Origin of the sequence: Acidaminococcus sp. BV3L6 (genome assembly GCF_000468835.1) — a bacterium.
Taxonomy (GTDB): domain Bacteria; phylum Bacillota; class Negativicutes; order Acidaminococcales; family Acidaminococcaceae; genus Acidaminococcus; species Acidaminococcus intestini.
The window spans coordinates 1-12,319 of the sequence record NZ_AWUR01000044.1 but is presented as its reverse complement, the minus strand read 5'-3'; the positions used below and the strand labels follow the sequence as shown (position 1 = coordinate 12,319).

The window sequence follows — 12,319 nt, the reverse complement described above, 5'->3', positions numbered from 1 at the left end:
GTACGATATCTAACATATCCAGAGGAGGCTATCTATTATGAAATGCATCTATACAAATAAAGGCGCTGATCCGCAGGCACCATATTCTCAGGCAATGGTAACGGGGAATCTCGTATTTACAGCAGGCCAGATCGGACTGCTTCCTGGTGGTACGCAACCTGCCGGTGATACTGTAACGGAACAGGCAGAACAAGCTTGCAAAAATATCCAAAATATTCTTGAGGCGGCTGGCACAAGCTGCAAAAATGTCGTGAAAACCACTGTTTTTCTCAAAGACATTGCATACTTTGATGAATTCAATACAGTATATAATAAGTATTTCCCTCATCATCCGGCTCGCACCTGCGTGGCTGTCGTAGCGTTGCCGCTTGGCTATCTCTGTGAAATTGAAGCCATTGCTGAAATCAAATAAGATTCTTTTAAATACCCGTATAAAAAGGAAGAACCTGTCATGAAAGCTATCGTAATGAAAGAATTCGGCGGACCGGAAGTACTGAAATATGTTGATGTACCTGACCCGGTACCGGAAGCTAACGAAGTCCTGATTAAGCTTGCATTTTGCGGCGTCAATCCAAATGAAACCTATGTCCGTACAGGCACATATAATTTCTATAAACCGGAACTGCCTTATACGCCCGGCTATGACGGCGCTGGAGTAATAGAAAAAGTAGGTGCAGGTGTCACGCATGTGAAAGTCGGCGACCGCGTTTTCGTTGCAGCTCTGTTGGCAAAACGCAATACTGGTACCTATGCGCAGAAAGTCGTTTGCGATGCTGATTCGGTCCACAAGCTGCCGGATTTCATTTCCTTTGAAGAAGGCGCATCCTTTGGTATTCCGGCAATGGCTGCATACCGCGCTTTGTTCCATCGTGCTCACATCAAGGCCGGCGAAATTGTAATGATCCATGGGGCTGAAGGCGGTGTAGGATCGTTAGCTGTTCAGATGGCAAAAGCTGTAGGTGCCATCGTCATTGGTACAGGCACGACTCCTGAAGGCTTGGACATCGTCCGTTCCTTTGGAGCTGATTATGCAATCTATCACCTCAAAGCAGACAATCAGGATGAATTGATGGAATTAACCAAGGGGAAAGGCCCGGACGTCATTATTGAATTCCTGGCAAATGTCAATCTGCAGACCGATTTGAAGGTGATTGCAAAATATGGCCGTATCGTAGTCGTAGGCAATCGTGGCACGATTGAAATCAATCCGCGCCTGGCCATGGCCAATGAATCTACTATCCTAGGCATGGCTCTGTGGAATGCTCCGGCCAATGAATATCGGGAAAGCCTGTTTGCATTGCGTGCTTTTATGCAAAGCGGCGCTGTTCGTGCAAAAGTTGGAAAACAGCTTCTCTTGAAGGATGCTGCTCAAGCACATAACGAAATCATTAATGGTTTGGCAAAGGGAAAAATGATCCTCAAAATCGAATAACGACCATAGTCCATTGTAATTCCTGATTTGGTAAAGTAACTATCTTTTTACTAAAAATCCATTTTAAAACGATTCTTCACGTATTTTTGGGGGATGCCAAATCATACGCAGGTAAAGACAAGTACCGAATCAAGGTAAAAAAGTATCTGTCGTTCTTGTACCCATATGCATTCCGTTTGGCAACCTTAATCATGTTGTACCCTTCCAATCGGCTTGTGTTAATAGGGCATTTGGCGTGATTTGCCAGACCATCGATTCGCTTTTCCTTTAGCTTGGCGAACCGGACCAAGGCCGGTATCACGCTCGCCTTGGCCGCCTTAAACCATCGTTTCCACCTCTCGACAGCCTTCTGGTAGTCTGTTATCGCATATAGCTTATTCATTTCTCCCTTCATGGCGTAGCAGATTCCCACGGCTGTTTACGTAGTTTTACGAGCAATACAAATCAGAAGAGCTAAATTATGACTCAATCAAAAAGAGGGGGAATGCGCCCAGGTGCTGGGCGTCCTAAAGGTTCTGTTAGCCCAGAAGGAACAAGAAAACAGCATCAGGTCAGGGCTTTTGATGATGAATGGGGTCTCATCTACAGATTTGCCAAGCTTATAAAATCCGGGAAAATTAAAGCTTGCAAGGTCGCAGTAGAAAAGCTTGGAAAAAGCAGCATTGACTAAAATTGCGCACTAAGTGTGCACCAAAATCATTTTAGTCATAAATAGTTAGAAACGTAGCCACTTTGTTAAGAGACTCCCCTCATCTCCACCAATTGAAAATAAGCCCTGCTTTGGGCTCAGGCGGCACCGCATGGAACATAGAATCCATGCGGTGCTTTTTGGGTGTACCGCCCGGCTCCGACAGATAAAGGGCCTTTAAAAAGATACGGCTCACTACCGCCTTTTTCTTAAAAGTGCTATGATAGACCTAAGAGATGATCTTGAAAGGAGCCTTGATTATGGAGATCAAACGAATCGGCATTGCCGGCGCTGGTACGATGGGCTATTCCATGGCGGATATCTTTGCTTCCTATGGTTTTGATGTGACCCTTTGGAACCATAGAAAGCCTACGCTTGAGCGTGCAAAGACCCTCATCAGTGAAACGAGCCGCGACAAGATCCACTATACGACCAATCTGGAGGACATCGCCCATCTCGATATTGTCATTGAAAACGTGACGGAAGACATGGCCATTAAAGAGGGGTTCTATGAATCTTTCTGCAAGATGGCCGATGCGGACATGATCCTTGCGACAAATACATCAGGTCTTTCCATCAATGCCCTGGCCCAATTTGTGACGCACAGGGAACGCTTTTTAGGGATGCACTGGTTCAATCCGCCGACGCTTATTCTCCTTATTGAAATCATTAAAAATGACGAAACCTGCCAAGACGTGGCTGAGGCCGTTCGGGACCTTGCCCGCACCATTGGAAAGAAACCGGTCATTGTCAATAAGGATGTCCTGGGTTTTGCTGCAAACCGCATCCAGCTGGCTGTCGTGCGGGAAGCCCTGTCTTTGGTGAAAAAAGGTGTTGTTTCTGCTGAAGATATTGACGCTGTTATGAAATATGGACTTGCTTTCCGCTGGGCCTGCATTGGACCGCTCGAAACCATGGATTTTGGCGGGATCGACACGTTCTACCATGTCTCGAGTTACCTCATGAAGGACCTTGATGACAGCCATGAGATCCCCACTCTTTTAAAGGAACATTATGAAAAGGGTGAACTGGGTGTGAAGACCAAGAAAGGCTTCTACGACTACTCGAATGGGAAAGATAAGGAAGCAACCGAAAGACGGAACGAAAAACTCTTGAAAGTCTTCAACGTCCTTTATAAAACTTTATAAAAAAGCATAGTCCTATCAAAAAGCCCCTCCAAAGCGCAGGTCATGCGTTTTAGAGGGGCTTTTGTCTATGATGAAGCTGATTTCCTAGGAATTAGGAGCGGGATTTTACATGGAGAGGGACTGTCTCTTCTCTTTCTTCCATTTCCTCGTCCTTTCCGACGCAGTAGGAGGCGTAGAGGGACCCGGATACGTTATGCCACACGGAGAAGATGGCGCCGGCAATGCCGCCAGCTGCCGTAAAGTACATGAGGGCAAGGGCTGAGGCGAGACCGGAATTCTGCATGCCTACTTCGATGGTCATGGCACGCACTTTTTGCGGCGTCATGCCAAAGCGGCGTGCTGCAAGGTGGCCCAAGGCCATGCCGCCAAGGTTATGCAAAATGACGGCAACGAGGATCACAAGGCCGTGGTCCAAAATGGTCCTTCCTGAAAGGGAGACGACGCAAAGAACCGTCACCATAATGACAAAGGAAGAGAACATGGGCATGAAGCGGGAAAAACGGGATACAGTGCGGGGAAAGAAATAGTTGCTCGCAAGGCCCAAAATGAGGGGGAGGAGCACCATCTTGACGATGGAAAGCATCATGGAAGAAAGGCTGATTTCAATCCACGTCCCAGCAATCAGGTAGATGAGAAGGGGCGTGATGAAAGGGGCCAGTATAGTGTTTACCATGGTCATGGATACAGAAAGGGCTACATCGGCATGAGCGATGAAGGAGATGACGTTCGACGCAGTCCCACCAGGGCAGCAGCCCACAAGGACGACACCAATGGCAATTTCAGGAGGCAGGGCCAAGAGCGTAACAAGGACATAGGCCAAAAGGGGCATGATGGTAAACTGCAGGATGGCCCCGACGGCAACAGAGCGTGGATCCCGAAAGACATTTCGAAAGTCTTCGGCCTTAAGGCTCATGCCCATGCCAAACATGATGATTCCCAAAAGGGTGGGGATAAAGCGGGCGTAGGGTTTCATGGCCGCTGGGAAGAGAATCCCTAAAAAACCTGCAATCATGACGCCGACGGCCATGTAGCGTGTGGACCAACGGATGAGCTTATCGAGCATCAGTCTGCCACCTCCCGTTCTTTTTCCGTCCCGCGGCTTTTTAGCGGCTGATTTCCTTCGCCGAGCATGACGACCTTGGGCGTAAAGGAGCGGGCTTCTTTTTCGTCCATTTGGGTATAGGCGATGATGATGACAATGTCTCCTATCTGGGCGTAACGGGCGGCTGCACCATTAAGGCAAACAACACCGCTGCCGCGTTTTCCCGCAATGGTATAGGGTTCAATGCGGGCGCCGTTATTATTGTTGCAGATCTGGACGCGTTCGCCGGGAAGGATGCCTGCGGCGTCAAGCAGGTCGGCATCGATGGTGATGCTTCCCATGTAGTTCAGGTTTGCTTCTGTAATGGTGGCGCGATGGAGCTTTCCGTGCATCATGGTGTAGATCATGCTTCCACCCCCAAAATGACGTTATCAATGAGGCGCGTTGTGCCAAAGCGGACGGCAACCGCAAGGAGGACGGGCGTATGGAGCGTTTCTTCCACTTCAAAGAGGCCGGGCATGCCATACATTTCAACGTAGTCGATGTCGCTCATGGGTTCTTCCTTGATTTCTTTCATCACAAGGTCAACGAGGGCTTTCTTGCTCCGCTCGCCTTTTCCGTAGGCTTCTTTTGCATGACGGAGGCTGCGGGAAAGGACAAGGGCGGCTTTATGTTCTTCTGGGCTCAAGTAGACGTTGCGGGAACTTTTGGCAAGGCCGTCTTTTTCGCGGACAATGGGCATGAGGCGCAAGGTGACGTTCATGAAGAGATCTTCAACCATGCGCTGCAGGACCTGGGTCTGCTGAGCGTCTTTGAGGCCGTAGTAGGCGCGGTCACATTGGGTGAGGTTAAAGAACTTGGCACAGACCGTAGCGACGCCGCGAAAATGAATAGGTCGTGTCCTTCCGCAAAGGACCTTCGTAATAGGACCCGTGACCTCAACCCAGGTCATATCCTCGTGGGGATACATTTCGCCCGGGGCTGGCGCAAAGACGAGGTCGGCGCCTTCGCGTTCCGCCATCTTGCAGTCACTTTCCAAAGTCCTGGGATATGCAGCGTAGTCTTCCGTCGGTCCAAACTGTGTAGGATTGACAAAGACGGTGACGATGACGAAATCGTTTTCTGCCCGGGCTGCCTTGATGAGGGAAGCGTGTCCTTCATGAAGAGCGCCCATGGTGGTCACAAGACCAATGGATTTTCTTTCTTTCTTGACGCGGCTGACCTCATTTCTAAGTTCCTTTGTTGTGTGACAGACGTACATAGATGAATCACATTCCTTTCTGATTGGTGGAGTGTGGGGACAGGTTTCAAAAGGAAATGAAATGATAAGCAAGATCCTGGCGGACAATGCGAAAAATAGGAAGCAGCATACAAAAAAGCCGTGTTCCCAAAGAAACACGGCAAAAAAATTCCACAACAAAATGGATAAACAGGTTTCTTTGGGAAGCAGCTTTTCGGAAGGATCATTTCATCATTCCAATTTTCTGCCTTAAGGGAAGAATTTCTCCCCTTTGAGCCCTTCGGGAAACAAGGCCGCCCTGCGGCTTTGCGACTCGCGGCACACACCTTCTGAAACGTGTCTGCACTCTCCCTATAAGATTTACCCAAATCTTCCTATTTTTCTATCCGGGGAGTAATGTACCACCGTGATGATAATTTGTCAAATCATTTGCAATATAGTTAACTCAAATTATTTTTTCTTGAAAAAGGCCAATAAGATGCGGATACCCCTCGCAGAAGTGAAAAAATGGAAGAAAGTTTTTCAAAGAGGGACGGTAAAAATAAGGACTGGAATAAATTTGCTGGCACCTCGTCCTTACTTGCACTCGCTTTCAATCTATGCTAAAATACAAGAATCTAATGAGTGGAGGGAAATACCAGTGTTAACGGTTTTAATGGTTGTAGATATCGTCGTCAGTGTCATCCTGATTGCGTCCGTCCTGCTCCAGTCCGGTAAGAGCTCCGGTTTTGCTGGGCTTGGCGGCGGTGAGTCCATGTTCAGCGGCAAACCGACCGATATGGATGAGGCTCTGAGCCGCATTACGGTTGTCTTTGGCCTTATTTTTGCTGTCCTTAACATTGTAATTGCCCGCCTGCAGTGAGGGTGGGGGATGGCATTAATCAAATGGTGCAGTTATGGCATTGCCTTCATGAAGGGTAATGCTTTTTTTGTGTATAAAGTAAGGAGGAAACGGCTATGCTCCAAGGCGCTGAGCCTTATCGCTTTCCTGGAACCAATGATACAGCGGTTCTTCTCATTCACGGCTACACGGGTTCCCCGTCGGAGCTGCGTGAACTGGGGGAACGGCTGCATTATAAAGGCTATACCGTGCAGGGCCTTCTTTTAAATGGTCACGGTACGAACCCGGAAGACCTTGACGGCGTAACCTATGAAAAATGGACTCAATCCGTGAAATCCGCCGCCAGTGCCCTCAAGGAAACGTACGGCAAGGTTGTTTTGGTGGGGATGAGTATGGGAGGTCTTCTTGCCCTTGATTGCGCTTCGACTTTTCCCGTTGACGGGGTCATCGTCATTTCAACGCCCATCTATCTATTCGATTGGCGTTCCCATTTCCTTTGGCTTGCGGAAAAAGTGACGCGATCCATTCCCAAGCGCCCTCGTCATATCGACGCTCCGGCCCGCTATGATGTGGCCTATCACGAGATGCCCCTTTCCGGTGTCCGCGAATTCCTGCGTTTGCTGTCGACAGTCAAAAAGCGCACCCTTCCTCGCGTGACGGCTCCGCTTTTTATTATTCAAAGTGAAGCGGATCGAACCGTCCGCCCGCAAAGCGCACAGTACATCTATGAACATGCGGCATCTCCTCTAAAGCGGATCGAGATGCTCCCCCAAGGAAAGCATGTCCTGACCCTTTATAAGGAACGGGGACTTGTCTATCAAAAAATTGACCGTTTTCTGGAGGCCCTGCGATGAAGAATGTGAATGATACGAATCCTATGTGTTTTGGCTGTGGGAAGAACAATCCCATTGGCCTTCACATGCATTTTAAAGTGGATGAAAATGGCTGCTCGTCACACTTTACGCCCGAACCCTGTCATCAAAGCTATGACGGGCGGATGCACGGCGGACTCATTTCCACCTTGCTTGATGAAACCATGGGGAATTATCCCTATCTGTATGAACACCGCGTGGCCTATACGGCCCGACTGGAAGTCCGTTTCCGCTCGCCCGTCCTCATTGGTGAAACCATTGAGATTGTGACTAAGGTGAAGCGCCGTAAAGGCCTGCTCCTTGAGATGACGGGAGAGGTTATCCGCCCTGATGGAACTGTCGCGGCGGAAGCGGATGCCAAGATGATGTATGAAGGAGAAAGATGAGTAACGAAAAAATTCGGCAGGATGTCCTTACTTATATGGAATCCCATGCCACCCATCCTGTCAGCTATGATGACCTGGGCCGCGACCTGCGGTATAAAGGAAAAGGGCTGGGAGCCTTGTGGACGGAAATTGAACTAATGATCAAGGATGGGCTTCTTGTGAAGACCCGCTTCAATACCTTGGGCCTGCCGCGGGCCATGGGGCTTGTCACAGGGCGCCTGCAGGTCACGCAGAAAGGGTATGGGTTTGTTGTACCCCTTGAAAAGACGGAGGAAGGTGATCTTTTCATCCCCGCGATGCACTTATCCGGTGCGATGAACGAGGACCTTGTAATCGCACGGGTCAGTGACCATGGCTATGGGGGAAGGCGTGAGGGAAAGGTCATCCGTATTTTGGAGCGGGCCCATGAACGTTTTGTCGGGACTTTTACGCGCAGTGGGGATTTTGGCTTTGTTACCCCTGATAACCGCCATATTGGACAGGATATCTATGTGAGGCGCAAGGACTTCCTGAATGCCCGCAACGGGGACAAGGTTGTCGTCAAGATTACGGTCTGGCCCAACGGACGTCAAAAAGCAGAAGGAACCATTACGGAAATCCTTGGCAAAAAGGGCGATGTGGGCATTGATATCATCTCCATCATCAAGGATAAGGACCTGCCCCTTGATTTTCCCAAAGAAGTCAAGGAAGCCGCCCAGCTTGTCCCGCAAGTCATCCCTAAAAAGGATCTTAAAGGGCGTCTTGACCGGCGCAAATGGCCAATCATCACCGTCGATGGCGTTGATTCCAAGGACCTTGACGATGCCATTTATGCCGAAAAACGGGGCGAGGATTACTTCCTTGGCGTCTATATTGCCGATGTCAGTCACTATGTGCGGCCCCGCGGTGAACTTGATCGGGAGGCCTATGCCCGAGGCACCAGCGTCTACTTGGTTGACCGCGTCCTTCCCATGCTGCCGCCCCTTTTGTCAAATGGCATCTGCAGCCTCAATGAAGGGGAAGAACGTCTTACCATGAGCTGTGAAATGGTTATTTCCGGTAAGACAGGGAAGGTCCTTTCCTATGATATTGCGCCCAGCGTGATTGCCTCCCGGCATCGAATGAACTATCCTGATGTGGCAAAAATCCTCACGGACCGTGACACGGCCCTGCGGGAAAAATACAGCGATATTGTGCCTATGTTGGAAACCATGGAGGAACTTTGCACGATCCTCCATAAAAAACGGGTGAGACGGGGTGCGATTGAGTTCGAGATTCCTGAAGTGAAGGTTATTCTGGATGAGAAAAAACGGCCCATCGACGTTCATCTGCGGCACAGAACCATTGCGGAAATGATGATCGAGGAATTTATGCTCGCTGCCAACGAAACCGTAGCCGCCCATATGACTAAGCATCATTATCCCTTTATTTACCGTGTCCACGACGTGCCTGATGAGGACCGGATGCAGAGCCTTTCAAAGATCATGGCCCAGTTTGGGACCGTTCTCAAGATTGAGGGCAAGATGCGGCCTAAAGTTCTTCAAATGGCCCTGCGCAAGGTGAAGGGAAAACCCGAAGAAGGCATGATTTCCACCCTCGCCCTGCGGAGCATGAAGCAGGCTGTGTACCAAACGGAAAATGTGGGCCACTTTGGCCTTGCTGCCAAGGACTACACGCATTTTACCTCTCCCATCCGGCGCTATCCAGATCTGTTGGTCCATCGTCTCCTCAAGGAGCAGCGGACGGGGCAGAAACTTTCCAAGAAGGAAAAGGAAAACTTGAACGATAAGCTTTCCCTCATGGCAAGCCATGCCTCGACACGGGAACGCCTTGCCATTGAGGCAGAACGGGAAACGGATGAACTCAAGATGACGGAGTATATGCTGCCCTATGTAGGACAGGAATTTGATGGAACGATTTCCGGCGTCACAAGCTTTGGCATGTTTGTCCAGCTCGAAAACGGTATTGAAGGCCTTGTCCATATCTCGAGTCTCCTTGACGATTATTATCGTTATGATGAGGAACATTTTGCCCTTGTCGGGGAGCATGGCGGAAAGAGCTACCGCCTTGGCAGCCCTGTAAGGATCAAGGTCTTCCATGTCAGTGTGGAAGAACGCAAGATTGATTTTATCCTTCCCGAATTCGAAACTTTTGTCACAGCTCGAAAGGAAACCGTTCCGTCAGATAAGAAAAGGACGCCTAAAAAACAGACCGTAAAGAAAGGCGGCCGCAATAAACTGGCCTCACAGACCAAAAAAAGAGGCGGTACACGTCAGAAGGGAAGTCAGCATGGAAAAAACAAACGTCAAAATCATCGCAGAAAATAGAAAAGCCCGCCATGACTACGCCATTCATGAAACCTTTGAAACAGGCGTCGTGCTTACCGGCACAGAAGTCAAGTCCCTCCGTGCTGGTAAGGCCAACCTGAAGGACAGTTATGCTGCCATTACCAAATCGGGGGAACTATATTTATACAACCTTCACATCAGTGAATATGACCATGGCAATATCTTCAACCATGAGCCGCGGCGTGACCGCAAGCTGCTCATGCATAAACGGGAAATTGCAAAACTCATAGGTAAGACCAAGGAAAAAGGCTTTACCTTGGTTCCTCTGACCCTTTATTTTTCCCATGGCCTTGTGAAAGTAAAACTGGCCCTTGCAACTGGTAAAAAACTTTATGACAAGCGGCGCGATATGGCGGACCGGTCGGCCAAACGAGAAATTGACCGGGCCCTCAAGTCTCGTAATCGCTAAGGGATACGGAAACATAGTTTTCACAACTTTTTTCGTACAGGAGCCCTTTGATATGATATACTTGAAGTAGGACAACGATTGTCCAAACATTCAAGGAAGCCACGTATTTTGTGCGTGAAAATCAAAGGAGGACGAGAAAATGGAACAAAAATTCTACAGATGCAGTCATTGTGGTAAAATCATCGCTGTTGTAAAGGAAACGGGTGTCCCTGTCATTTGCTGCGGCGAAAAGATGCAGGAAATCGTTCCGAATACCGTTGATGCAGCCCAAGAAAAACACGTTCCCGTCATTGAAGTCAAGGAAAACCTCGTGACGGTCAAGGTTGGTTCCGTTACCCATCCCATGCTTGATGAACACTATATCGAATGGATTTCCCTGGAAACCAAGGAAGGCAATCAGAGAAAGGAACTGAAACCAGGGGCTGATCCTGTCGCGGTTTTTGCACTGGCTCCCAGTGATGATGTCGTTGCTGCTTATGCTTACTGCAACCTGCATGGACTTTGGAAAGCTGAAAAATAATGAAAGAGGGGGGGCGCATGCGGCGTCCCTCTTTATTTTTAGGCCTTTATGAAAATTAAAGTGTATACAAAATACAAAATATATAGGAAAATACAGATTTTTATGTTAGAATAGGGGAGACGGGTGTGGTGCTGTGCATCACCCCAAACAAAGGGCTACTTTAATTAGGAGGTATTGTCATGAAGGTTTTGTGTTATGGCGTCAGAGACGTTGAAGAACCGATTTTTGAGAGCAGCAATAAGGCTTTTGGGTATGACATCAAATGTGTCCCCGATTACCTGAATACTCCGGAAACGGCTGAAATGGCAAAAGGTTTTGATGCTGTTATCCTGCGTGGTAACTGCTTTGCCAACAAACAGAATCTCGATATCTACAAGAAACTCGGTGTTCAGTATGTACTGACCAGAACGGTTGGTAAGGACCATATCGATATTCCCTATGCCAAGGAACTGGGCTTCAAGATGGCATTTGTTCCCGGTTATTCTCCGAACGCCATTGCCGAACTGGCTGTTACCCATGCCATGATGCTCCTGAGACATCTGGCATACACGACGAGCGAAGCTCACAAAGGCAACTTCGTTGTTGATAAGCATATGTTCTCCAAGGAAATCCGCAACTGCACCGTTGGCGTAATCGGCCTTGGCCGTATCGGCCGCGTCTGCGCCCAGATCTTCCACGGTATGGGTGCCAAAGTTGTCGGTCAGGATGTCTTCCAGATCAAAGGCATCGATGACTATGCTACGCAGGTTGAAATGGACGAACTGCTGAAAGTGTCCGACGTCATCTCCCTGCACTGCCCGTACATCAAAGAAAACGGCAAGGTGGTTACCCGTGAATTCATCAGCAAGATGAAAGACGGCGCCATCCTTGTTAACGCTGCCCGCGGCCAGCTCGTTGACACGGAAGCTGTCATCGAAGCCATAGAAAGCGGTAAGCTCGGTGGTTTTGCTGCTGATACGCTGGACGGCGAAGCCGATCTGTTCGGTAAGGACTTTGAAGGCGGTAAGGCCCCGAATGCTATATTCCAAAAACTCATCGACCTGTACCCGAAAGTCCTGCTTTCCCCGCATCTGGGTTCCTTCACTGACGAAGCTGTCAAGAACATGGTTGAAACGACCTATGAAAACCTGAAGGAATACATGGAAACGGGCGACTGCAAGAACAAGATCTAAGCGATACGACCCGAAACTCCCTGCTGCGATGGCGGCAGGGAGTTTTATAGGTTCTTTGTCAAATGTTGGGGTGCCCCACAACTAAATCGCCTTTTAGGAACTCGGCAAGGCATTTGCCGAGTTCCTTTTTTGCCAATTCACATAGAGAATCCGGTTCCTAAATCTGTTGAAATCACGCATTCCAAATGCAACTCTCTTAACCGTCTTAATCAGGTTGTTACAGCCTTCTGTGAATCCATTGG

The 12,319-nt window shown here is 48.9% G+C and carries 16 protein-coding genes; 11 read left to right on the top strand and 5 right to left on the bottom strand.

Annotation, left to right across the window (positions count from 1 at the left end; translation table 11 throughout):
* Window positions 1-37 precede the first annotated feature (37 nt).
* Window positions 38-412 carry a RidA family protein gene (locus tag HMPREF1246_RS08070; RefSeq protein ID WP_009015429.1) on the top strand — a complete coding sequence of 125 codons (375 nt, stop codon included), beginning with the start codon at window positions 38-40 and terminating at the stop codon, window positions 410-412.
* A 54-nt stretch (window positions 413-466) separates the two neighbouring features.
* Entirely contained in the window at window positions 467-1,432 is a 966-nt protein-coding gene (locus HMPREF1246_RS08065; RefSeq protein ID WP_226828480.1) for an NADPH:quinone reductase, read from the top strand.
* A 76-nt stretch (window positions 1,433-1,508) separates the two neighbouring features.
* Here the strand turns inward: HMPREF1246_RS08065 and HMPREF1246_RS11115 are convergent, their stop codons facing one another.
* Window positions 1,509-1,826, bottom strand: coding sequence for a transposase (locus HMPREF1246_RS11115; protein ID WP_026385585.1), 318 nt, complete (start codon window positions 1,824-1,826; stop codon window positions 1,509-1,511).
* A gap of 66 nt (window positions 1,827-1,892) precedes the next feature.
* Here HMPREF1246_RS11115 and HMPREF1246_RS08055 point away from each other — a divergent pair, with 66 nt between their 5' ends.
* Both HMPREF1246_RS08055 and HMPREF1246_RS08050 read left to right on the top strand, forming a co-directional pair.
* Window positions 1,893-2,102, top strand: coding sequence for a hypothetical protein (locus HMPREF1246_RS08055; RefSeq protein ID WP_035224646.1), 210 nt, complete (start codon window positions 1,893-1,895; stop codon window positions 2,100-2,102).
* A 278-nt stretch (window positions 2,103-2,380) separates the two neighbouring features.
* A complete protein-coding gene (locus tag HMPREF1246_RS08050; protein WP_016459511.1) occupies window positions 2,381-3,268 on the top strand; it encodes a 3-hydroxyacyl-CoA dehydrogenase family protein in 888 nt (295 codons plus the stop codon).
* A gap of 91 nt (window positions 3,269-3,359) precedes the next feature.
* On the opposite strand, the gene HMPREF1246_RS08045 is transcribed toward HMPREF1246_RS08050, so the two are convergent.
* The 3 genes from HMPREF1246_RS08045 to panC are packed head-to-tail and all read right to left on the bottom strand — an operon-like array spanning window position 3,360 to window position 5,571.
* Complete coding sequence (locus HMPREF1246_RS08045; RefSeq protein ID WP_014128521.1) at window positions 3,360-4,331, bottom strand: bile acid:sodium symporter family protein; 972 nt, start codon at window positions 4,329-4,331, stop codon at window positions 3,360-3,362.
* Complete coding sequence (gene panD, locus HMPREF1246_RS08040; RefSeq protein ID WP_021737218.1) at window positions 4,331-4,717, bottom strand: aspartate 1-decarboxylase; 387 nt, start codon at window positions 4,715-4,717, stop codon at window positions 4,331-4,333. The genes HMPREF1246_RS08045 and panD overlap by 1 nt, the downstream gene beginning before the upstream one ends.
* The gene (gene panC / locus HMPREF1246_RS08035) at window positions 4,714-5,571 is read right to left on the bottom strand and encodes a pantoate--beta-alanine ligase (protein ID WP_009014641.1); all 858 of its coding nucleotides are present in this window, start codon (window positions 5,569-5,571) and stop codon (window positions 4,714-4,716) included. Before panC ends, panD begins: the two co-directional genes overlap by 4 nt.
* A gap of 619 nt (window positions 5,572-6,190) precedes the next feature.
* On the opposite strand from panC, the gene secG reads away from it, so the two are divergent.
* The 7 genes from secG to HMPREF1246_RS08000 all read left to right on the top strand — a co-directional run bounded on the left by secG (window position 6,191) and on the right by HMPREF1246_RS08000 (window position 12,077).
* Window positions 6,191-6,412, top strand: a complete 222-nt coding sequence (secG, locus tag HMPREF1246_RS08030; protein WP_009014692.1) for a preprotein translocase subunit SecG — start codon at window positions 6,191-6,193, stop codon at window positions 6,410-6,412.
* Between the two features lie 95 nt (window positions 6,413-6,507).
* Window positions 6,508-7,245 (top strand): carboxylesterase, encoded by a 738-nt coding sequence (locus HMPREF1246_RS08025; protein ID WP_021737223.1) that lies wholly within the window; start codon window positions 6,508-6,510, stop codon window positions 7,243-7,245.
* Window positions 7,242-7,649, top strand: coding sequence for a PaaI family thioesterase (locus HMPREF1246_RS08020; RefSeq protein ID WP_009014694.1), 408 nt, complete (start codon window positions 7,242-7,244; stop codon window positions 7,647-7,649). The genes HMPREF1246_RS08025 and HMPREF1246_RS08020 overlap by 4 nt, the downstream gene beginning before the upstream one ends.
* Window positions 7,646-9,955: a ribonuclease R gene (gene rnr / locus HMPREF1246_RS08015; RefSeq protein WP_021737212.1), complete on the top strand. Its 2,310-nt coding sequence runs from the start codon at window positions 7,646-7,648 to the stop codon at window positions 9,953-9,955. The genes HMPREF1246_RS08020 and rnr overlap by 4 nt, the downstream gene beginning before the upstream one ends.
* The gene (gene smpB / locus HMPREF1246_RS08010; RefSeq protein WP_009014696.1) at window positions 9,918-10,385 is read left to right on the top strand and encodes an SsrA-binding protein SmpB; all 468 of its coding nucleotides are present in this window, start codon (window positions 9,918-9,920) and stop codon (window positions 10,383-10,385) included. The genes rnr and smpB overlap by 38 nt, the downstream gene beginning before the upstream one ends.
* A gap of 139 nt (window positions 10,386-10,524) precedes the next feature.
* A complete protein-coding gene (locus HMPREF1246_RS08005; protein ID WP_009014697.1) occupies window positions 10,525-10,905 on the top strand; it encodes a desulfoferrodoxin family protein in 381 nt (126 codons plus the stop codon).
* 179 nt (window positions 10,906-11,084) lie between these two features.
* Window positions 11,085-12,077 carry a 2-hydroxyacid dehydrogenase gene (locus HMPREF1246_RS08000; protein ID WP_009014698.1) on the top strand — a complete coding sequence of 331 codons (993 nt, stop codon included), beginning with the start codon at window positions 11,085-11,087 and terminating at the stop codon, window positions 12,075-12,077.
* A gap of 93 nt (window positions 12,078-12,170) precedes the next feature.
* Here HMPREF1246_RS08000 and HMPREF1246_RS07995 read toward each other — a convergent pair.
* On the bottom strand, window positions 12,171-12,319 hold a 149-nt coding region (locus tag HMPREF1246_RS07995; RefSeq protein WP_035224643.1), incomplete at its 5' end, for a transposase.

Excerpts from the sequence above, each read along its gene's own strand:
- HMPREF1246_RS08070 (WP_009015429.1), top strand. The coding sequence starts at position 38 with ATGAAATGCATCTATACAAATAAAGGCGCTGATCCGCAGGCACCATAT.
- HMPREF1246_RS08065 (WP_226828480.1), top strand. The coding sequence starts at position 467 with ATGAAAGAATTCGGCGGACCGGAAGTACTGAAATATGTTGATGTACCT.
- HMPREF1246_RS11115 (WP_026385585.1), bottom strand. The coding sequence starts at position 1,826 with ATGAAGGGAGAAATGAATAAGCTATATGCGATAACAGACTACCAGAAG.
- HMPREF1246_RS08055 (WP_035224646.1), top strand. The coding sequence starts at position 1,893 with ATGACTCAATCAAAAAGAGGGGGAATGCGCCCAGGTGCTGGGCGTCCT.
- HMPREF1246_RS08050 (WP_016459511.1), top strand. The coding sequence starts at position 2,381 with ATGGAGATCAAACGAATCGGCATTGCCGGCGCTGGTACGATGGGCTAT.
- HMPREF1246_RS08045 (WP_014128521.1), bottom strand. The coding sequence starts at position 4,331 with ATGCTCGATAAGCTCATCCGTTGGTCCACACGCTACATGGCCGTCGGC.
- panD (WP_021737218.1), bottom strand. The coding sequence starts at position 4,717 with ATGATCTACACCATGATGCACGGAAAGCTCCATCGCGCCACCATTACA.
- panC (WP_009014641.1), bottom strand. The coding sequence starts at position 5,571 with ATGTACGTCTGTCACACAACAAAGGAACTTAGAAATGAGGTCAGCCGC.
- HMPREF1246_RS08025 (WP_021737223.1), top strand. The coding sequence starts at position 6,508 with ATGCTCCAAGGCGCTGAGCCTTATCGCTTTCCTGGAACCAATGATACA.
- HMPREF1246_RS08020 (WP_009014694.1), top strand. The coding sequence starts at position 7,242 with ATGAAGAATGTGAATGATACGAATCCTATGTGTTTTGGCTGTGGGAAG.
- rnr (WP_021737212.1), top strand. The coding sequence starts at position 7,646 with ATGAGTAACGAAAAAATTCGGCAGGATGTCCTTACTTATATGGAATCC.
- smpB (WP_009014696.1), top strand. The coding sequence starts at position 9,918 with ATGGAAAAAACAAACGTCAAAATCATCGCAGAAAATAGAAAAGCCCGC.
- HMPREF1246_RS08005 (WP_009014697.1), top strand. The coding sequence starts at position 10,525 with ATGGAACAAAAATTCTACAGATGCAGTCATTGTGGTAAAATCATCGCT.
- HMPREF1246_RS08000 (WP_009014698.1), top strand. The coding sequence starts at position 11,085 with ATGAAGGTTTTGTGTTATGGCGTCAGAGACGTTGAAGAACCGATTTTT.